General features: G+C 63.3%; 6 protein-coding genes (1 of these 6 cut by a window edge). 5 read left to right on the forward strand and 1 reads right to left on the reverse strand.

Translation table 11 applies throughout. The features are described from left to right. The 4 genes from PspCFBP13528_RS23895 to PspCFBP13528_RS23915 all read left to right on the forward strand — a co-directional run. A protein-coding gene (locus PspCFBP13528_RS23895) for a non-ribosomal peptide synthetase (RefSeq protein WP_137201662.1) crosses the window boundary here: on the forward strand, positions 1 to 324 show its final stretch. Its footprint begins 12,615 nt before the window's first position; only the last 324 of its 12,939 coding nucleotides appear in the window; its start codon lies beyond the left edge, outside the window; it ends in the stop codon at positions 322 to 324. Beyond that, positions 321 to 14,792 carry a non-ribosomal peptide synthetase gene (locus PspCFBP13528_RS23900; protein ID WP_137201663.1) on the forward strand — a complete coding sequence of 4,824 codons (14,472 nt, stop codon included), beginning with the start codon at positions 321 to 323 and terminating at the stop codon, positions 14,790 to 14,792. The genes PspCFBP13528_RS23895 and PspCFBP13528_RS23900 overlap by 4 nt, the downstream gene beginning before the upstream one ends. Positions 14,793 to 15,329: 537 nt before the next feature. After that, entirely contained in the window at positions 15,330 to 16,481 is a 1,152-nt protein-coding gene (gene macA, locus PspCFBP13528_RS23910; RefSeq protein ID WP_137201664.1) for a macrolide transporter subunit MacA, read from the forward strand. Between the two features lie 3 nt (positions 16,482 to 16,484). Further along, positions 16,485 to 18,443: a MacB family efflux pump subunit gene (locus PspCFBP13528_RS23915; protein ID WP_137201665.1), complete on the forward strand. Its 1,959-nt coding sequence runs from the start codon at positions 16,485 to 16,487 to the stop codon at positions 18,441 to 18,443. Positions 18,444 to 19,037: 594 nt separating this feature from the next. On the opposite strand, the gene PspCFBP13528_RS23925 is transcribed toward PspCFBP13528_RS23915, so the two are convergent. Beyond that, positions 19,038 to 19,709: a helix-turn-helix transcriptional regulator gene (locus PspCFBP13528_RS23925; RefSeq protein ID WP_175413320.1), complete on the reverse strand. Its 672-nt coding sequence runs from the start codon at positions 19,707 to 19,709 to the stop codon at positions 19,038 to 19,040. A gap of 343 nt (positions 19,710 to 20,052) precedes the next feature. On the opposite strand from PspCFBP13528_RS23925, the gene PspCFBP13528_RS23930 reads away from it, so the two are divergent. Next, positions 20,053 to 21,474, forward strand: a complete 1,422-nt coding sequence (locus PspCFBP13528_RS23930; protein WP_137201667.1) for a serralysin family metalloprotease — start codon at positions 20,053 to 20,055, stop codon at positions 21,472 to 21,474. The last annotated feature ends 6 nt before the right edge of the window (positions 21,475 to 21,480 follow it).

Here is a 21,480-nt window from a genome sequence, read left to right on the forward strand (position 1 = left end):
GCGCTGCCCCTGAGCCCTAATGGCAAGCTCGACCGCAAGGCGTTGCCGGCCCCGGGCACGGCGTCGTTGAGTGTGCGTGAGTACGAAGCGCCCGAAGGCGACTGCGAAATACTGCTGGCCAGACTCTGGGCCGAGCTGCTGAAGGTGGAGCGAGTAGGGCGCCATGACAATTTCTTTGAACTGGGCGGGCATTCGCTGCTCGCCGTGAGCTTGATCGGGCGCTTGCGCCAGGAAGGCATGGAAGCCGATGTGCGAGGGCTGTTCGAGCAACCGACCCTGGCCGGCTACGCCGCAATGACCGAACGAATGGAGATCGTCCTGTGAACATCCAACAATTGCTGGCAACCCTGAAAACGAAGGATGTGCAACTGGCGCTCAAAGGCGAGCAACTGTCCGTACAAGGCAACAAGCAAGCCTTGAGCGACCCGGCGATCCTCGCTGCGTTGCGCGAACACAAGCCGGCCCTGATGGAACGGATCAAGGCGGGTGAATACTCGGCCGGCAAAGCCGGTGAGGTGCAAGTACCGGCCAACGGCATCGCCCCGGGCGCCGAGCGCATCACCCCGGCCATGTTGACGCTGTCCACACTGAGCCAGGATGAGATCAACCGCATCGTCGCCACCGTCGAGGGCGGCGTGGCGAATATCCAGGACATCTACCCGCTGGCGCCGTTGCAGGAAGGCATCCTCTACCACCACGCGAGCACGGAGCAGGGTGACCCGTACATCATGCAGTCGCAGTTCGCCTTCGACAGCCTGGCGCGCTTCGAGCAGTTTGCCAACGCCTTGCAGAGCGTCGTGGATCGGCACGATATCCTGCGTACCGGGGTGGTTTGGGAAAGCCTCGAACAGCCCTCGCAAGTGGTCTGGCGCCAGGTCCGGTTACCGGTGCAAGCCCTTGAGCTGGATCCGGCTGAGGGCGATATCGCAGAGCAGTTGCGCCAGCTGTTCGATGTTCGCCATTACCGCCTGGACGTGACCCAGGCGCCGATGTTGCGCCTGGTGCGCACCTGGGACGAACCCGGCCAGCGCGTGGTGGCAATGCTGCTGTTTCATCATATGGCCCTGGACCACAGCGCGCTGGACGTGGTGCGCCATGAACTGCAGGCGCTGTTGCAAGGCCGTGGCGAACAATTGGGCCAGCCCATCCCGTTTCGCAATTACGTGGCGCAGGCGCGACTGGGCGTCAGCGAGCAGGAGCACGAGGCGTTTTTCCGTCAGATGCTCAGCGATATCTGCGAGCCGACCTTGCCTTTCGGTCTGCAGGATGTGCAGGGCGACGGCCGCGATATCGTCGAAGCGGACCTGCCGCTGTCGGCAGCGCTCAATCAACGTGTACGCGAGCAGGCACGCCATCTGGGCGTAAGCGCGGCGAGCGTGTTCCATATGGCCTGGGCCCAGGTGCTGAGTGTGTTGGCAGGCAAGCAAAGCGTGGTGTTCGGTACGGTGTTGATGGGGCGCATGCAGGGCGGTCAGCAGACCGACAGAGCGCTGGGGATTTTCATCAATACGTTGCCGTTTCGTGTGGACGTCGGTCATGCGGATGTGCGCACCGGCATCAGGGACACCCATGCACGGCTGACGACGTTGCTGCGCCATGAGCATGCCCCTTTGGCGTTGGCGCAGCGCTGCAGTGGAGTGACTGCGCCCACGCCACTGTTCAGTGCGTTGCTCAATTACCGGCACAGTGGTTCCGGCAATCAGGCCGAGGCGGTGGCGGCATGGAACGGCATCGAAATGTTGAGCTCGCAGGAGCGTACCAACTACCCGCTGACGCTGAGCGTGGATGACCTGGGCGATAGCTTCATCTTGCGTTTGCTCGCCTGCACCCAGGTCGACCCGCACCGCGTCTGCGCCTACCTGCAAACCGCACTGGAAAACCTGGTGAGCGCCCTGGAGCAGGCCCCGCACACCGCGCTCAACCAACTGCCGGTGGTGCCGCTGGCCGAGCAACGCCTGTTGCTCGAGCAGTTCAACGCAACCCAGGCGGTGTTCCCCCAGGGCTGCACCTTGCACGCGCGCATCGAGGCCCAGGCCGCGCTGACCCCGGATGCCATTGCGGCGGTGTGCCTGGACCGCACGTTGAGCTACGCCGAACTCAATCAGCAAGCCAACCTGCTGGCCCATCATTTGCTGGCGCTGGGGGTCAAGCCCGATGACCGCGTGGCCATCGTCGCGCGCCGTGGCCTGGACACCCTGGCCGGGTTGCTGGCGATCCTCAAGGCCGGCGCCTGTTATGTGCCGGTAGACCCGTCCCACCCGCCCGAGCGCCTGAGCTATCTGCTCAGCGACAGCGCCCCGGTGGCCGTGCTGACCCAGCACGCGTTGCTCGAGCGCCTGCCGGAGCTGGACGTGCCGGTGATCAACCTGGACCGCTACACCTGGCACCACCACGCGGCGAGCAATCCCGAGGTGGCCATGACGGCGTCGAACCTGGCCTATGTGATCTACACCTCCGGCTCCACCGGCCTGCCCAAAGGGGTGATGGTGGAGCATCACACCGTGGCCAATCTGGTGGATTGGCATTGCAGCACCTTCGACCTGCGCGCCGGGCGGCATACCGCCAGTGTGGCCGGCTTCGGCTTTGATGCGATGGCCTGGGAAGTGTGGCCGGCGCTGTGCGCGGGCGCCACCCTGCACCTGCCGCCGGCCCAAGACGGCGCTGAAGACATCGACGCGCTGCTCGCCTGGTGGTGCGCGCAACCGCTGGACGTGTGCTTCCTGCCGACACCGGTGGCCGAGTACGCCTTCAGCCAGAACATCGAACACCCGACCCTGCGCACACTGCTGATCGGCGGTGATCGCCTGCGCCGGTTCGGGCGTGCACAGCGCTTCGAGCTGATCAACAACTATGGCCCCACCGAAGCCACGGTGGTCGCCACCGCCGGCAAGATCGAGGCGGGCCAGCCGTTGCATATCGGCAAGCCCATCGCCAATGCCAGGGTCTACCTGCTGGACGAACACCTGCGCCCGGTGCCTTTGGGCGTGGCGGGCGAACTGTATGTGGGTGGCAAGGGCGTGGCGCGCGGCTACCTCAACCGCCCGGAGCTGACCGCCGAGCGTTTCCTGCGCGACCCGTTCAGCAGCGGGCGCATGTACCGTACCGGCGACCTGGCGCGCTGGTTGCCCGACGGCAACCTCGAGTACCTGGGACGCAACGATGACCAAGTGAAGATCCGTGGCATGCGCATCGAACTGGGCGAAATCGAGACCCGGCTCAACCAACTGCCGGGCATCCTGGAGGCAGTGGTGCTGGTGCGTGAAGAGCGGCTGGTGGCGTATTTCACCGAAAATCCGCAACTCGATGCGCTGGCCGTCGCTGATATACGTGCGCATTTGGTGGCCCATCTGCCGGACTACATGGTGCCGGCCGCTTTCATGAAACTCGACACGCTGCCCTTGACCGCCAACGGCAAGCTCGACCGCCAGGCGCTGCCGGCGCCGGATATGGCTGCGGTATTCAGCCGTGAATACGAGGCACCGCTGGGCGAGATTGAAAGCGTGCTCGCGCAGATCTGGGCTGATGTGTTGCAAGTGGAGCGGGTTGGGCGGCGCGATCACTTCTTCGAGCTGGGCGGGCATTCGCTGCTGGCCATGCGCATGGTGTCCCAGGTGCGCCAGCGCCTGGGGGTGGAGCTGGTGCTGGGCGACCTGTTCGCCAACGCCGAACTGGCGGCCGTCGCTCACGTGCTGGCCCAGGCAGGTCGCAGCACCTTGCCGGATATTCTGCCGGCCAATCGTGGCGAGGATGTGCCGCTGTCGTTCGCCCAGCAGCGCCTGTGGTTTCTGGCCAACATGGACGGGGGCAACAGTGCCTACAACATCCCCATAGGCCTGGCCCTGCGTGGGCAATTGCACGTGCAGGCGCTGCAAGAGGCGTTGGCCTGCATCGTCAGGCGCCATCACACCCTGCGCAGCCGTTTTGTCCAGGTGGGCGATGACACCCAGGTGCTGACCGTGCCCGCCGCCGATGCCATGCCGCTGCAGTCGCTGGACCTGCGCGGTCATCCCGAGCCGCAACAGGCCCTTGAAGCGCTGATCCGCCACGAGGCCTCGGACACGTTTGACCTGGAGCGCGGCCCGCTGCTGCGTGGGCACCTGGTGATGATGGCCGACGATCATCATGTGCTGCTGCTGACGTTGCACCACATTGTCTCCGACGGCTGGTCCATGGGCGTGCTGACCCGCGAACTGATGGCGCTGTACCAGGCGTTCATCCACGGCCAGCCCGACCCGCTGCCGCCGTTGACCATCCAGTACGGTGATTTCGCCATTTGGCAACGTTTGTGGCTCAGCGGTGAAGTGCTGCACCGCCAGAGCGATTACTGGCAGCACGTGCTGGCGGATGCGCCGGCCTTGCTCACGCTGCCCACTGATCGTCCACGTCCGGCGCAGCAAGACTATGCCGGCAGCAGCGTCGAGGTGCATGTGGACGAGCGCCTGACAGCCGCGCTGAAAGCGTTGAGTCAACGCCATGGCGTCACGCTTTACATGACCCTGTTGAGCGCCTGGGCAGCGCTGCTGGCACGGTTGTCCGGCCAGCATGACCTGGTGATTGGCTCGCCGGTGGCAAACCGGACGCGCAGTGAAGTGGAAGGGCTGATCGGCCTGTTCGTCAATACCCTGGCCCTGCGCATCGATACCTCGGGTGAACCGAGCACCGAAGTGCTGCTGGCGCGGGTCAAGGCGGTGTCGCTGGCGGCCCAGTCCCATCAGGATCTGCCGTTCGAACAGGTGGTGGAGATTACCCAGCCGGTGCGCAGCCTGGCCCACACGCCGCTGTTTCAGACACTGCTGGCCTGGCAGGACGCCAGCGCGCCCACCCTGACGTTGGGCGATCTGGTGATTGAAGGCGTTGCTCAAGAGAGCCTGTTTGCCAAGTTTGAGCTGACCCTGGACCTGGGTGAAGACCAAGGCAGGATCCGTGGTGCGCTGCAATACGCTGTCGCGCTGTTCGATGAGGCGACGGTGCAGCGCTACGTCGGCTATTTCACCCGCCTGTTGCAGGCCATGGTCGCCGATGACCGTGCGGTGCTGGCCCATGTGCCGCTGATGGAGGAACTTGAGCGCCAGCGGGTGCTGGTGGACTTCAATGCGACATCGATGCCCAACAACGTCGAGCAGACCGTGCACGGGCTCGTCGCCGCTCAGGCCGAGCGCACGCCCAATGCCATTGCGGCCAAGGCCGGCGAGCGCCACCTGACCTATGCCGAACTCGACAGGCACGCCAGCCATCTGGCAAATCACCTGCGCGGCCTGGGCATCAAGCCCGACGACCGCGTGGCCATCGTCGCCCGTCGCGGCCTCGATACCCTGGTCGGGTTGCTGGGGATCCTCAAGTCCGGCGCGTGCTATGTACCGGTCGATCCAGCGCATCCCGCCGAGCGCCTGGCCTATCTGCTCTGCGATTGTGCCCCCGTGGCAGTGCTGAGCCAGCGCGCGCTGCTGCCAAGGCTGCCTGCCCTCGACGTGCCGGTAATCGAGCTGGATGGCGATGGCTGGCGTACCCCCACGCCACACCATCCCGAAGTCGCCGCCGGCCCGTCCAATCTGGCCTATGTGATTTACACCTCCGGCTCCACCGGCTTGCCCAAAGGTGTGATGGTGGAGCACCACAGTGTGGTGAACCTGGTGGACTGGCACTGTCGTGCTTTTGATCTGCATGCCGGCGACCATACGGCCAGTGTCGCCGGCTTCGGGTTCGATGCGATGGCCTGGGAGGTCTGGCCGGCGCTGTGTGTCGGCGCGACCCTGCACGTGCCGCCGGCCCATGACGGCGTCGAGGATGTCGACGCGCTGCTCGCCTGGTGGTGCGCGCAACCGCTGGACGTGTGCTTCCTGCCGACGCCGGTCGCCGAGTACGCCTTCAGCCAGCAGATCGAGCATCCGACGCTGCGCACCTTGCTGATCGGTGGCGACCGCTTGCGCCAGTTCACGCGCCCGCTGCGTTACGCATTGGTCAATAACTACGGGCCCACCGAAGCCACAGTGGTCGCCACCTCAGGCCAGATCGAGGTCGGCCAGCCGCTGCATATCGGCAAGCCTGTCGCCAATGCCACGGTATACCTGCTCGACGAACAGCAGCGTCCGGTGCCGCTGGGGGTGGCCGCAGAAGTGTATGTCGGCGGCCAAGGCGTGGCGCGCGGTTACCTGAACCGCTCGGAACTGACCGCCGAACGCTTCCTGCATGACCCGTTCAATGAGGGGCGCATGTACCGCACCGGTGACTTGGCGCGTTGGTTGCCCGACGGCACCCTGGAGTACCTGGGCCGCAACGACGATCAGGTGAAAATCCGTGGTGTGCGCATCGAACTGGGCGAAATCGAAACCCAACTCAACCAGTTGCCGGGTATCCAGGATGTCGTGGTGCTGGTCTGTGACGAGCGGCTGGTGGCGTATTTCACCGCGCATCCGTCGGTGGGTACCTTGGCTGGCGCTGATATCCGTGCGCACCTGGTCGCGCGTCTGCCGGGCTACATGGTCCCGGCCGCGTACATGCGGCTCGATGCGCTCCCGCTGACGGCCAACGGCAAGCTCGATCGCAAGGCCCTGCCAAAGCCGGACCTGTCGGCCCTGTTTATCCGTGAGTACATTGCGCCCGAGGGCGAGCTTGAAAGCGTGCTCGCGCAGATTTGGGCCGATGTGTTGCAGGTGGCGCAAGTAGGCCGGCGCGACAACTTTTTCGAACTCGGCGGTCACTCGCTGCTGGCCATGCGCATGGTGTCCCAGGTGCGTCAGCGCCTGGGCATAGAGCTGCTGCTGAGCGATTTTTTCGCCAATGCCGAACTCAGCGCCGTCGCCGCCGTACTGGCCCAGTCCGGTCGCAGCACTTTGCCGGATATCCTGCCGGCCAATCGCGAAGAACACGCTCCGTTGTCGTTCGCCCAGCAACGCCTGTGGTTCCTGGCGCTGATGGAAGGCGCCAATACCGCCTATAACATTCCCATCGGCTTGCGACTGCGCGGGCAATTGCATGTGCAGGCGCTGCAACGCGCCTTGGCACGTATTGTTGCGCGACATGAAACCCTGCGCAGCCGCTTTGCCCAGCACGGCGACGACGCCCGGGTGCTGATTGCACCGCCTGAAGAGGTGTTGGCGCTGCAATTGCAGGACCTGCGTCGTCATTCCCATCCTCAACAGGCACTGGATGCGTTGATCCACGGCGAAGCCTCGGCACCGTTCGACCTGGTACAGGGGCCGCTGATGCGTGGACGCCTGGTGACGCTGGCCGACGATCACCATGTGCTGCTGCTGACCCTGCACCACATCGTCTCTGATGGCTGGTCCATGGGCGTGCTCACCCGGGAACTGATGGCGCTGTACCAGGCCTTCAGCCATGGCCTGCCCGACCCGTTGCCGCCACTGCCGATCCAGTACGTCGATTTTGCCGTGTGGCAACGGCGCTGGCTGAGTGGCGAAGTCCTCAACCACCAGAGCGCTTACTGGCAGCAAGCCCTGGCCGGCGCGCCGCCGTTGCTGTCCCTGCCTACCGATCGGCCCCGCCCGGCGCAGCAGAGCTATGCCGGCGATACGGTCCAGGTGCGCCTGGATGAGCGTCTGACCGCCGGGCTCAAGGCGTTGAGCCAGCGGCACGGGGTGACGCTGTACATGACCGTGATGAGCGCCTGGGCGTCACTGCTTGCACGGTTGTCCGGTCAGCACGACCTGGTGATCGGCTCGCCGGTAGCCAACCGGGCCCGCAGTGAAGTGGAAGGACTGATTGGCTTGTTCGTCAACACGCTTGCCGTGCGCATCGACACCTGCGGCGAGCTGAGCACCGAGGCGCTGTTGGCGCGGGTCAAGGCGGTGACGCTGGCGGCTCAGTCTCACCAGGACCTGCCGTTCGAAAAAGTCGTGGAGATCCTCCGACCACTGCGCAGCCTGGCACATAGCCCGATCTTCCAGGTGCTGCTGACCTGGCAGGACAGCAGTGCACCGGCGCTGGCCCTCGGCGACCTGACGCTGGAGGCGATCGTCGAGAACAGCCACTTTGCCAAGTTCGATCTGGCGCTGAGCCTGGGCGAAGTCGACGGCTGCATTCTAGGCACATTGGAATACGCGGTGGCCTTGTTCGATGAGGCGACGGTGCAGCGTTACGTCGGCTACCTGATTCGTCTGTTGCAGGCGATGGTCGCAGACGACCAGGCGGTGCTGGAGCATACGCCGTTGCTGGGCGCGCGCGAGCGTCAGCAGGTGCTGTTTGATTTCAACGCTACGGCAGTCGACTACAACCTCGACCAGACCCTGCATGGCCTGTTCGAAGCGCAGGTTGAACGCACGCCGGATGCGATTGCGCTGAAGGCGGGCACGCAGCAATTGACCTATGCCGAACTCAATAGCCGCGCCAACCAATTGGCCCATCATCTGCTGGCGCTCGGTGTGCAGCCGGATGCCCGCGTAGCCATCTGCGCAGAGCGTGGCCTGGACATGGTTATCGCCCTGTATGCGGTGCTCAAGGCCGGCGCGGCCTATGTGCCGCTGGATCCGGCGTATCCCCAGGAGCGGATCGCCTACATGCTGCAAGACAGTGCACCGCAGGTGGTGCTCGCCCAGGTCGCTACGCGTGGTTTGCTGGGCGAGGTGGCGGTGCTTGAATTGGACCAGCCGTGCTGGCAGCACCAGCCGGACGATAACCCTGCGGTACGCGGTGCAAGCGCTTATGTGATCTACACCTCAGGTTCTACCGGGCAGCCCAAGGGGGTGATCAACGATCACGGTGGGGTGGTCAACCGCCTGCTGTGGATGCAGGACGAATACGGACTGACCTGCGACGACGCAGTCCTGCAGAAAACCCCGTTCAGCTTCGACGTATCGGTGTGGGAATTCTTCTGGCCGTTGTCCATCGGTGCTCGGCTGGTGATGGCGCGTCCGGGCGGTCACAAGGACCCCGCTTACCTGTGCGAGGTCATCGAAGGTGAAGCGATCACGACGTTGCACTTTGTGCCGTCAATGCTCGATGTCTTCCTTGCCTATGGCGATGTCGGCCAGGTAGCGGGCCTGCAACGCGTGATGTGCAGTGGTGAAGCGCTGCCAGGCAGCCTGGTGCGGCGCTTCAAGCAGCAACTGCCGGGCGTCAACCTGTATAACCTGTACGGTCCGACTGAAGCGGCGGTGGACGTGACGGCGTGGTCCTGCCTGCCTTGCGACGTGCCGGAAAACACGCCCATCGGCAAACCGATCGCCAATACCCGCATGTACGTGCTGGACACGCAGATGCAGCCGGTGCCCCTGGGGGTGGTGGGCGAGCTGTTCATTGGCGGCGTGCAAGTGGCGCGGGGCTATTTGAATCGTCCTGAACTGACGGCCGAGCGCTTCCTTGATGACCCGTTTACCGAGGGACGCTTGTACCGTACCGGTGACCTCGGCCGTTATCTGCCCGACGGCACACTCCAATACCTGGGGCGCAATGACGACCAGGTGAAAATCCATGGCTTGCGGATAGAACTGGGGGAAATCCAGGCGCGACTGACCGAGCATCCCGCGGTGAACGAAGCGGTGGTGGTGGCCCGTGAGCAACGCCTGATCGCTTACTACACCGCCGACGCGTGCGACATCCATGAGCTGCGCAGTCATTTGGCGCAACAGCTTCCGGCGTTCATGGTGCCCGCTGTGTTTGTGCGCCTGGACGCGTTGCCGCTGAGCCCCAACGGCAAGCTCGATCGCAAGGCACTGCCGGCGCCGGACGTGGAGTCGGTGAGCGTGCGCGACTACGAAGCGCCCCAGGGCGATACCGAAATCGCCCTGGCCAGCGTGTGGGCCGAGTTGCTGGGGGTGGAGCGTATAGGGCGGCAGGATAACTTCTTCGAGCTGGGCGGGCATTCATTGATGGCCGTGAGCCTGATGGGGCGCCTGCGCCAGCTCGGATTGTCGGCGGACATGAACGTGCTGTTCAGCCAGCCGACGTTGACGGCCCTGGCGGCGACCCTGGGTGGCAGCCGGGAAGTGGCCGTACCCGCCAATGGCATCGCCGCCGATTGCGACGCCATCACACCGTCCATGCTGACGCTGGCGCGCCTGGATCAGCCGGCCATCGACCGTGTTGTCGCCGCCATCCCCGGCGGGGCCGCCAATGTGCAGGATATCTACCCGCTGGCCCCGTTGCAGCAGGGAATTCTCTACCACCACCGCGCGGTGCAGGAGGACGACGTGTATGTGCTGCAGGCGCAATTTGCCTTCGACAGCACGGCACGCTTGCACGCATTTGCCGAGGCATTGCAGGCGGTGATCCGGCGTCATGACATCCTGCGTTCCTCGTTCCATTGGGACGGCTTGCAAGAGCCGATGCAAGTTGTGTGGCGTGAGGCGTCCCTGCACGTTGAGAAAGGGCCGTTGCCGCAGCGCCTGGACCTGGCTCAGGCACCGGTGATGCGCCTGGTCTACACCGAGGAACCGCAGCGCGTGGTGGCCACCTTGCTGTTTCACCACTTGGTGATGGACCACGTGACCCTGGGCATCCTCAAGCATGACATGCAGGCCTTCCTGGGGGGCAAAGGCGATACGCTGAGCGCACCGGTGCCTTATCGCAATTACGTTGCCCAGACCCTCCTGGGCATCACCGACGAAGAGCATGAGGCGTTCTTTCGCGACATGCTCGCCCACGTCGATGAGCCGACCTGCCTGTGCGAGCTGGGCCCGGTTGAACAGGTGCAAAGCCTGCTCGATCGTGCGCTGAGCCAGCGCCTGCGCACCCAGGCGCGTCGGGCCGGCGTGAGCGCTGCCAGCGTCATGCACTTGGCCTGGGCCCTGGTCATGGGCAAGGTGGCCGTGCGCGAGTCGGTCGTGTTCGGCACCGTGATGCTGGGCCGCCTGCAGGGCGGCGAAGGTGCCGAACGGGCGATGGGCGTCTTTATCAATACCTTGCCGCTGCGCGTCGACCTGGGTGAACACTCGGTGCGGGGGGCGCTGCGCGACACCCATGCGCGCCTGGCGCAGTTGCTCAAGCACGAACACGCGCCCCTGGCGCTGGCGCAGCGTTGCAGCAGCGTGCCTGCAGGCACGTCGTTGTTCAACGTGCTGTTCAACTATCGTCACAGTGCCGAGGCACCCGGCACGCCAAATGACGATGCAGCAAAGGCATGGCAGGGCATCTATTTGCTCGAGGGCGAGGAGCGCTCCAGCTACGGCCTGTCGATGAGTGTGGACGACCTGGGCGAGAGTTTCAGTCTGAGCGCAGCGGGTCAGGGCGCGCGGCGTCTTTGCGGTTACCTGGCCACGGCGCTTGAGCAGATGGTGACGGCGTTGGAGGGCACAGTCGACAGCGCCATCAGCGCTGTGTCGATCCTGCCGGCCGATGAACGCCGACAATTGCTTGAGGACTTCAACGCCACCGCCCGCCAATTCCCCCGTGCACACACGGTGCAACGCTTGTTCGAGGCCCAGGCCGGGGCCCGTCCCGGTGCGCTGGCGGTGGTGCATGGCGAGCAGCGCGTGAGCTACGTTGACCTCAACCTTCGCGCCAACCGCTTGGCCCATCACCTGCTCGGCCTTGGCGTGCACACCGGGGACAGCGTAGCGATCCTGCTGCCACGCGGCGTGGACTTGATAGTCGGCCAACTGGCCGTGTTGAAATGCGCCGCCGCCTACGTGCCGCTGGATATCAATGCACCCGCCGAGCGCCAGGGTTTCATGCTGCAGGACAGCGGCGCGGTGCGGCTGCTGACCCGCAGTGATATAGCCGTCGACTACCCGGCTCAACGCCTGGACCTCGATACGCTGACCCTGGATGCGCAACCTGACCACAACCCCGACCTGTCGCAATCGTCGGACAGCGTGGCCTACGTCATGTACACCTCCGGGTCCACCGGCACGCCGAAGGGCGTCGTGGTGCCTCATCGTGGCATCACCCGGCTGGTCATCAACAACGGCTATGCGGATTTCAACGCGGGTGATCGTGTGGCATTCGCCTCCAACCCGGCCTTTGACGCCAGCACGATGGATGTGTGGGGGCCACTGCTCAACGGCGGGCAGGTGCAGGTCATCGATCATTCCATATTGCTCGATCCGGTGGCGTTTGGCGCTGCGTTGGAGGGGGCGACGATACTGTTCGTCACCACGGCGCTGTTCAATCAGTACGTGCAACTGATACCCGATGCGCTGGCGGGGTTGCGCATCCTCCTGTGCGGCGGCGAGCGCGCTGATCCGGCAGCGTTCCGCAGCTTGTTGGCGCGCGCACCGGCACTGCGTCTTGTGCATTGCTACGGGCCGACGGAAACCACCACTTACGCGACCACCCATGAGGTGCGCGCACTCGCCGACAACACGGACAGCGTGCCGATCGGTCGACCGATTTCCAATACTCAGGTCTATGTCCTGGATGCGCAGTTGCAGCCGGTGCCGTTGGGCGTGACCGGTGAAATCTGTATCGGTGGCGACGGCGTGGCCCTGGGGTATTTGAATCGTGCGCAATTGAGCGCCGAACAGTTTGTGCACGACCCCTTCAAGCCCGATGCCCTGATGTACCGCACCGGCGACCTGGGTCGCTGGAACGCGGACGGCTTGCTGGAGTGCGTGGGGCGCAACGACGACCAAGTGAAAATTCGCGGTTTTCGTATCGAACTGGGCGAGATTGAAGCACGCCTGGCGATCCACGCCGCCATTCAGGAGGCGGTGGTGCTGGCCCGTGAAGACGCACCGGGCGACAAACGCCTGGCGGCCTATTTCACCTGGGCGGCAGAGCCTGTTGGCATCGATAGCCTGCGTGCCCATCTGCAGGAACAACTCCCGGACTACATGGTGCCGTCAGCCTATATGCCACTGGAGCGGTTACCCCTGACGGCCAATGGCAAGATCGACCGCAAGGCCTTGCCGGTCCCCGCGCTGCAAGCGCCGGCTGACCGCGTGTTCGAACCGCCTCGCGATGCTTTGGAGCACAGCCTGGGTCAGCTATGGGCCGACGTACTCAAGCTTGAGCAGGTCGGCCGCGATGACAGTTTCTTCGAACTGGGCGGTCATTCCTTGCTTGCCATTCGCCTGGTCGGCCTGATGGAGGAGGCGGGTCTGCAGGTGAGCCTGGCCGAGCTCTTTGAGCACGTCAGCGTGGCGAACGTGGCCTCGATGTTGCGCGAGCGTGACGAGCAGGCAACGCGCTGCACCACGGTGGTAACCGTGCGCAGCAGCGGTGCCCAGCCGGCCTTGTTCCTGGTGCACGAGTTCAGCGGCATGGACGTGTATTTCCCGGCGCTGGGTCAGCACCTGCCGGGTGACTACCCAATTTATGGTCTGCCGGGCCTGGCGCTGGGCGAGGCTCACCTGAACACCATGGAGGGCTTGGCGGCGCGCATGGTCGGCCTGATTCGCGAGATCCAGCCGCACGGACCCTACCGTGTGGCGGGATGGTCGTTCGGCGGGGTGCTTGCCTATGAAGTGGCCATGCAACTGTTGGGGCTGGACGAAAGCGTCGCGTTCCTTGGTCTGATCGACACCTTCGTGCCGCGCATGACCGATCAGGGCAAGGCACGCTGGGAAGGGCCGCAGGCGCTCAAGCGGCATCTGCTGCTGCAGTGCACGGCTCATTGGACCGTACAAGGAGGCACGCATGAAGTGGCGAGATTGGCGCAACTGGAAGCAGACACTCAACAGTTGGACCTTGCGGGCCTGCTGCAATGTTGTCGCGATGAAGGTTTGTTATACCCGCAAATGGCGGCGGCCGCGGACGCCGACTTGATCAGTTTCATCGAGCGCGAAGTCGGGCATGGGCATGCGCTGGCGCATTACAGCCTGTTCCCGCTGCCGATTCCGGTGCATCTGTTCAGCGCCCGGGAACGGCCGACCGAACTGTCGCGGCGCAGTGAGTCGTTGGGCTGGGAGGACGCGCTGGCATCCGGGCAGCTGCGCCAGATTGAAGTGCCCGGCAATCACCAGAGCATGATGCAGGCTCCGCATATCCGCAGCCTGGGCGCGGCGATGGCCCAAGCGTTGGCTGAGTCTTTACCGGTGATGGAGGCGGCGCATCAGCCCTTGCTGCGTATCCAGGGCGGCAAGGCCGGGCATGCGCCGCTGTTCTGTGTACCCGGTGCGGGCGACAGCGTGACCGGCTTCGTCGGCTTGAGCGAGGCGCTGGGGCGGGACTGGCCGTTGTACGGCCTGCAGCCGCGTGGGCTGGACGGTGAAGCGGTGCCTCACAGCCAGGTGGAAGCGGCGGCGCAGTGTTATCTGGCGGCGCTGATTCATGAGTGCCCGGCGGGGCCGGTGCACCTGGTCGGGCATTCGTTTGGCGGCTGGGTCGCGCTGGAAATGGCGCTGCGCTTGCAGGCGATGGGCCGCGAGGTGGCGTCGTTGACGGTGATCGACAGTGAGTCGCCGGGGGGCAATGGTGTGGTGGGGCGGCCGTATACGTCGACGGCGGCGTTGTTGCGGTTGATCGAGGCGATGCAGTTGGCGGCCGGGAGGTCCCTGGGGATTGATTCGCTGGATTTTGCCGCGAGTGATGAGGTGGCGCAGCGCCAGGCGTTGCATGCGGGGATGGTTGGGGTTGGTTTGTTGCCGGCGCGGTCTGCCGGGGATGCGATGGTTGGCCCTGCGCGGACTTATGCGGCGGCGTTGCGTACGGTGTATCGGCCGCAGGCTCGGTATGACGGGGTGGTGCGCTTGGTGCTGGCGCAGGATCCGGCGCTGGATGCGGCGGGCAATCAGCGTGAGCAGGGGTTGATGATCGAGGGGTGGCGGGGGCAGGGGCGTGCGTTGCAGGTTTGGTATGGCGGGGGGAATCACTTCACTTTGCTCAAGGCGCCGAATGTGTTGGCGTTGGCCAGGTGGTGGGTTGAGGGGGTTGTGGTTGGGGAGGTGGTGTCTTGATGGCCGCCACATGTGGGAAGGGGTTTGTTCCCGATGGCGGCCTGTCAGCCAACGGTTATCCATCTGATACACCTCGGTTCGAATGTGGGAGGGGGCTTGCCCCCGATGGCGGCCTCTGGGCCGACCAGGATGTTGGGTCGGACCGGGTACATATCCGTTTCTGCGGTCACGGCTGCTTAGGGTTCCGCTTTTACAGCGGGTCACTTTGGAAAAGCCCCAAAGTAACCAAAGGGCTCTTGCCCCACCACTCGGCACCTCGCCTAGGCTCGGTGTGCCCTCTCTCCGGCTTGAATCCGTGGGCCGCCGCAATGGGCCATCCATGGCCCAGTGCGGCTAACCCGGCGTCCTGCCGGGTTGCCCACGGATTCAAGCCTGCGTTCGGCCAGCGTGGTTTGACGGGGCGCCTGAGATCAAAAGCCAGATCAAGATCAAGATCAAGATCAAGAGCGACTCGCTGCGCATCGTGGTTAGCGTTGGTTGCTGCGGCGTTGTGTGGATTTCCATGCTCAATCAAAAAGCCCAACTTTATGGTCATTTATGCAAATGTCTAAGTTACGCAAAATCGGCATATTCGCAGTGTTGGCCATTGCCGTCGGATTGGTTATCTACACCGTCAAGGCGCCGGCCGATGCGCCTCAATATCTCACGGCCACGGTTGAACGCGGCGATATTGAGAATGCCGTTCTCGCCACCGGCCTGTTGGAGGGCGTCAAGCAGGTCGATGTGGGGGCGCAGGTTTCCGGTCAGTTGAAGTCGCTCAAGGTCAAGGTCGGTGACAAGGTCAAGAAAGGCCAGTGGCTGGCTGAAATCGATCCGCTGATCCTGCAGAACACGCTGCGCAAGGCCCAGGTCGATGAGGAGAATCTGCAGGCTCAACGCCGCGCCACGGCGGCGCAGGTCAAGCAGGCCAGGTCGGTGTATGAGCGCTACAAGGGCTTGCAGGCCGATGAGTCGGTGTCGCGCCAGGATTTCGAGGACGCCGAGTCGACCTTTCAGGTGCAGCAGGCCAATCTGTTGTCGTTGGATGCGCAGATCAAAAGTGCGCACATCCAGATCGACACGGCCAAGGTCAACCTGGCTTATACCCGTATCAATGCGCCCATCGACGGCGATGTGGTGGGCATCGTTACCCAGGAAGGCCAGACCGTTATCGCCAACCAGCTGGCGCCGGTGCTGCTCAAGCTGGCCGACCTGGACACCATGACTGTCAAGGCCCAGGTGTCGGAAGCGGATGTGATTCATATCAGCCCCGGCCAGCAGGTGTATTTCACCATTCTCGGTGAGGCCGACAAACGCTATTACGCCAAGCTGCGTGGCACTGAACCGGCACCGCAGAATTTTCTGGAAACCCAGACCGCCGGCACGCCCAAGCAGAATACGGCGGTGTTCTATAACGCCCTGTTCGATGTGCCCAACCCCGACCACCGCCTGCGCATCGCCATGACCGCCCAGGTGCGTATCGTGCTAGACACCGCCGAGGCTGCGCTGATGGTGCCGGTGGCGGCGCTGGGCGCGCGCAATGCCGAGGGCGGCTATGCAGTGCGGGTGTTGGATGCCAAGGGCAAGGCGCAGGTGCGTGAGGTGAAGACCGGTATCAACAACAACGTCAAGGTGCAGATCCTCGACGGCCTGGTCGAGGGCGACAAGGTGGTGATTGGCGACGCCACGCCTGCCGTGGCGGGGAATTGAGCCATGACTCAACCTCTGCTGGAGCTCAAGGGCATCACCCGCAGTTTCATGGCCGGCGAGCGCGAATTCATCGCGCTCAAGGGCATCGACCTGACCATTCACGCCGGGGAAATGCTGGCGATCATCGGTGCCTCGGGTTCGGGTAAATCGACGCTGATGAACATCCTCGGCGGTCTGGATTACGCCACCGCCGGCAGCTACAGGATCAACGGCATCGAAACCCGTTCCCTGGGCGATGAGCAACTGGCGGAACTGCGCCGCGATTACTTCGGATTTATCTTCCAGCGCTACCACCTGCTGGCGCACCTGAGTGCCTTGCACAACGTGGAAATGCCGGCGATCTATGCCGGCGTCCCGGAAAGCCAGCGCCACAGCCGCGCGCGGGAGTTGCTCGCGCGCCTGGGCCTGTCGGGGCATATCACCCATCGGCCGAGCCAGTTGTCCGGTGGGCAGCAGCAGCGCGTGAGTATCGCCCGGGCCTTGATGAATGGCGGTGAGGTGATCCTCGCCGACGAACCCACCGGCGCCCTCGACACCCACAGCGGCAAGGAGGTGATGCGCATCCTCGCCGAGCTGCACGCGGCCGGGCACACGGTGATCATCGTCACCCACGACCCCAAGGTGGCGGCCAATGCCCAGCGTATCGTCGAGGTGTGCGACGGCGAGATCGTCAGCGACAAGGCCAACGACAGTGCCGGCCTGGAGCTGCCCGGCGAAGCGCCGCTTGAGCCCCGGCGCAGCGGCGCACGGCGCCTGGTGGCGAGCCTGGGGTTGTTCAAGGAAGCGTTCAACATGGCCTGGGTCGCGCTGATTTCCCATCGCATGCGCACCTTGCTGACCATGCTCGGCATTGTCATCGGCATCACCTCGGTGGTGTCGATCTCGGCCATCGGCGAGGGCGCCAAGCGTTATGTGCTCAAGGACATCCAGGCCATCGGCAGCAACACCATCGATATCTTTTCCGGCACCAGTTTCGGTGACAGCCGCGCCTCGGCCATCGAGACCCTGATGCCGTCAGATGTGGACGCGTTGAACCAGCTGTATTACGTCGACAGCGCCACCCCGGTGGTGGGGCGCAATCTGTTGCTGCGCTTTGGCAATATCGATGTGGATGCACAGGTCAACGGCGTCAGCGACCGCTACTTCAAGGTCAAGGGCGTGAAACTCGAGGCCGGTATCGCCTTCAGCGAAAGCGATGCACGGCGTCAGGCGCAGGTGGTGGTGATCGACCACAACACCCGGCATCGCCTGTTCGGGGCGAACGTCGACCCCCTGGGCCAGGTGATCCTGGTCGGCAACCTGCCGTGCACGGTGATCGGGGTGACGGCGGACAACAAGAACCTGTTCGCCGCCAGCAAGGTGCTGAACGTGTGGGTGCCGTATGAGACGGCGGCGGGGCGCCTGTTGGGCCAGCGCCATCTGGACAGCATCACCGTGCGCATCAAGGACGGCCAGCCGAGCAAGGTGGTGGAAGACAACGTCAATAAGCTCATGCTGCAACGCCACGGCACCAAGGACTTCTTCACCAACAACCTCGACAGCATCATGCAGACGGTGCAGAAAACCAGCCGCTCGCTGGCGCTGCTGTTGTCATTGATCGCGGTGATTTCATTGCTGGTGGGTGGCATCGGGGTGATGAATATCATGCTGGTGTCGGTCACCGAACGCACCCGCGAGATTGGCATTCGCATGGCGGTAGGGGCGCGGCAATCGGATATCCGCCAGCAGTTTCTGGTGGAGGCGGTGATGGTGTGTCTGATCGGCGGGATTATCGGGATCTCGCTGTCCTATGCCATCGGCTATGTGTTTTCGCTGTTCGTGAAGGAGTGGGAAATGGTGTTTTCCCTGGGCTCGATCATCACCGCGTTTGCCTGCTCGACGCTGATCGGCATCGTGTTCGGCTTTGTGCCGGCGCGCAATGCGGCGCGGCTGGATCCCATTGAGGCATTGGCTCGGGATTGATCCCTTTTCATCCAATGAGTAACAAATGTGGGAGGGGCTTGCCCCCGATGTCAGGGTGTCAGTCAATGCATAGTCAAGCTGACACACCGCTATCGGGAGCAAGCCCCCTCCCACATTTTTACCGATGTCGACTTAGAGACTGGTGTTGTCTTCGGTGGAATACATCCACCGCAACAACGAATGCCGGCGCGCAATGCGGCGCGGCTGGACCCGATCGAGGCACTGGCTCGGGATTGATCTCTGTCTGCCAATGAGTAGCAAATGTGGGAGGGGGCTTGCCCCCGATGGCAGTGTGTCAGTCAATGCATAGTCAAGCTGACACACCGCTATCGGGAGCAAGCCCCCTCCCACATTTTTACCGATGTCAGCTCAGAGACTGGTGTTGTCTTCGGTGGAGCACATCCACCGCAACAACGAATGCCGGCGCGGCTGGACCCCATCGAGGCATTGGCTCGGGGTTGATCTCTGTCTGCCAATGAGTAGCAAATGTGGGAGGGGGCTTGCCCCCGATGGCAGTGTGTCAGTCAATGCATAGTCAAGCTGCCACACCGCTATCGGGAGCAGGCCCCCTCCCACATTTTTACCGATGTCAGCTTAGAGACTGGTGTTGTCTTCGGTGGCATACATCCACCGCAACAACGAATGCCGCCCGCTGATGCCCAGCTTGATCGCCGCGCGCTTGAGGTAGCTCTCGATGGTGTTGACCTTCAGCGCCAACTGTTCGGCCAACTCCGGCGCGGTGCGCCCGGCCAGCAGGCCTACGCAGACTTCCAGTTCACGGTTGGACAGCGTTAACCCCGATTGCACCAGGCGCTCCTGAATGCGGCGGCGCAAGGTTTCGATGCCCTGGTTTTGTGGTTCCTGCGGCGTACTGCCAGGGGGGCATGGCTGGATCGCGCTGATGTGATTTTCTACCATGGGCAGCAGCAGCGTGGAGAAGTCCTGCAGCATGCTGCGCTCTTGCGCCGAGAAGGTTTCGGACTGGTGCGAGCGGTACACCGACAACACATACCGCACATCGTCTTTACGGCGGGTGAGGTGCAGTTGGGCGGCCGGTTGCTCTTCGCCCAACGCCACCGCCGAGTCGGTATAGACCGGGCTGATCCTGCGGCGGGTGTGGCCGGCGGCATTCACTCGCAGTTGTGTGATGTGCGTGGCGTCCACTGCCAGTTGGGTAAGGATCAGGTCATGCAGCATACGTGGGAAGTGGCGACTGCCGGTGCTGGCGATGACCTTGCCTATATGTGGGAACAGGTGTGAGTTCATCAATTCGTCCATGAGTTTCGGGTGCAGGTATTGGGTCTTATAGCGACGGGGATTAAGAGGCTAGCCAATGGGAATAACCTGCAATGTTAGTGCTGCCCGCCGAACCCTATGCTAGTACAGCCTGACAAAAGGGTGGGGATCCAATCGTTAAAAAAAACAGATTAAAAGCGCATAACGACCATTGCGCCTGATTTCGTGGTGGGCGTAAGGAGGTCGCCTACAGCTTCGGTGGTCGATGCCCAAGCCAGTTTCCGTAAGCGCCTATACAAGAGGGCGAAGCAACGTGCAGTTTGTCGGGTTGGGGGCGCTCAAGATGGAACCCCAGCCAGATAGGAGTGTGCGTATGAAAACTGTTGCCTCTCTCCCCAGTGATGCGTCGCGGCTTATCGAAGCCTTCCGGCATCGAGATGATCGCGGCGGTGACATCCGCCATAACGGCTTGCCCTCCAAATCTGCCGAGGATGCGGCCTCGCACCTCTGGCGAAAGAGCCCGGGGTGGCCGGACAAGAACGGTGATGGCCGCTATGACGTGACCTACGAATTTCGTACCCCGCCCGTTGACAAGGACGCGAGGCAGTTGGGTAAAACCGGGTTCACCCATATCCTGGAGAACCAGCGCCAGCAGACCCGGCTCAGCATGCAGAGCATTGCAGACGTTGCGAATGTCAGGTTTACCGAGGGGCCGAGAACGGCAGCCAGCGAAGGGCACATTACCCTTGGAAACTTCGGCCAGAGAATCAATGGTAAAGGTCAGCTTTACAACGATACGAGCTATGCCGTGTTGCCTGCGCCAGGTGTTGCCAGCAGCGGTGATATCTGGTTTGCGGTCAGCAAAGGCAACACCTCTGTGGTTGACGCCGCATTGGGAAATGCGGGGCGCTATACCATCGTCCATGAACTGGGGCATGCCCTGGGGCTAGCCCATACGGGCGACTACGACAGGACGCTGACTAAAGAACAAGTGGGCTATCACGAGGACTCGCAGAGTCACAGCGCCATGAGTTACCGGGGCGAGCGCACCGGCTATATGAATCATGCGGGCATGCGCGCTTCGGCGCCGCAGCTTGACGATATCAGTGCCTATCAACGCAAGTACGGCGCCAACCACGACACCCGCAAGGACGACACCACCTACGGCTTCAACTCCAATTCGGACCGCGACTTCCTGAGCGTCAACACTGCCAAGGATAAAATGGTAGCGACCATTTGGGACGGTGGCGGCAATGACACCCTGGACTTCTCCGGCTACACGCAGCTTCAGCGAATCAGCCTGCGGGAGGGGACCTTCTCTGACGTCGGTGGCCTCAAGGGGAATGTGTCGATTGCCTACGGCGCGATGATCGAAAATGCCATCGGCGGCTCCGGCAACGATTTGATGGTAGGTAACGAGGTGGCCAACGAGCTCAAGGGCGGAGAGGGCGATGATTGGTTATATGGGGCAGAGGGGGCCGACACGCTGTGGGGCGGCAAGGGCAAGGACCTGTTTGCATATGGGCGCGCCAGCGATTCGACCCAGGCCGCACCCGACCGGATCATGGATTTTGTCAGCGGCGAAGACAGGGTCGATGTCTCGGGCGTCAGAGCCTCGCTGGGGATTGCGCAACTGACCTTCGTCGACGCATTTTCCGGCGCCATGGGTGAAGCTATGTTGACTTATAACCCAGTGCTGAAAATGAGTAGCCTGGAGATCTGCGCTGCGCCGAATGAGCCGAATTTCGTGCTTAGCGTAGAGGGTCAATTGCAGCGCAGTGATATCGTCAGTTGAGGCTTT

The organism is Pseudomonas sp. CFBP13528, assembly GCF_005233615.1.
Classification (GTDB): domain Bacteria; phylum Pseudomonadota; class Gammaproteobacteria; order Pseudomonadales; family Pseudomonadaceae; genus Aquipseudomonas; species Aquipseudomonas fluorescens_AM.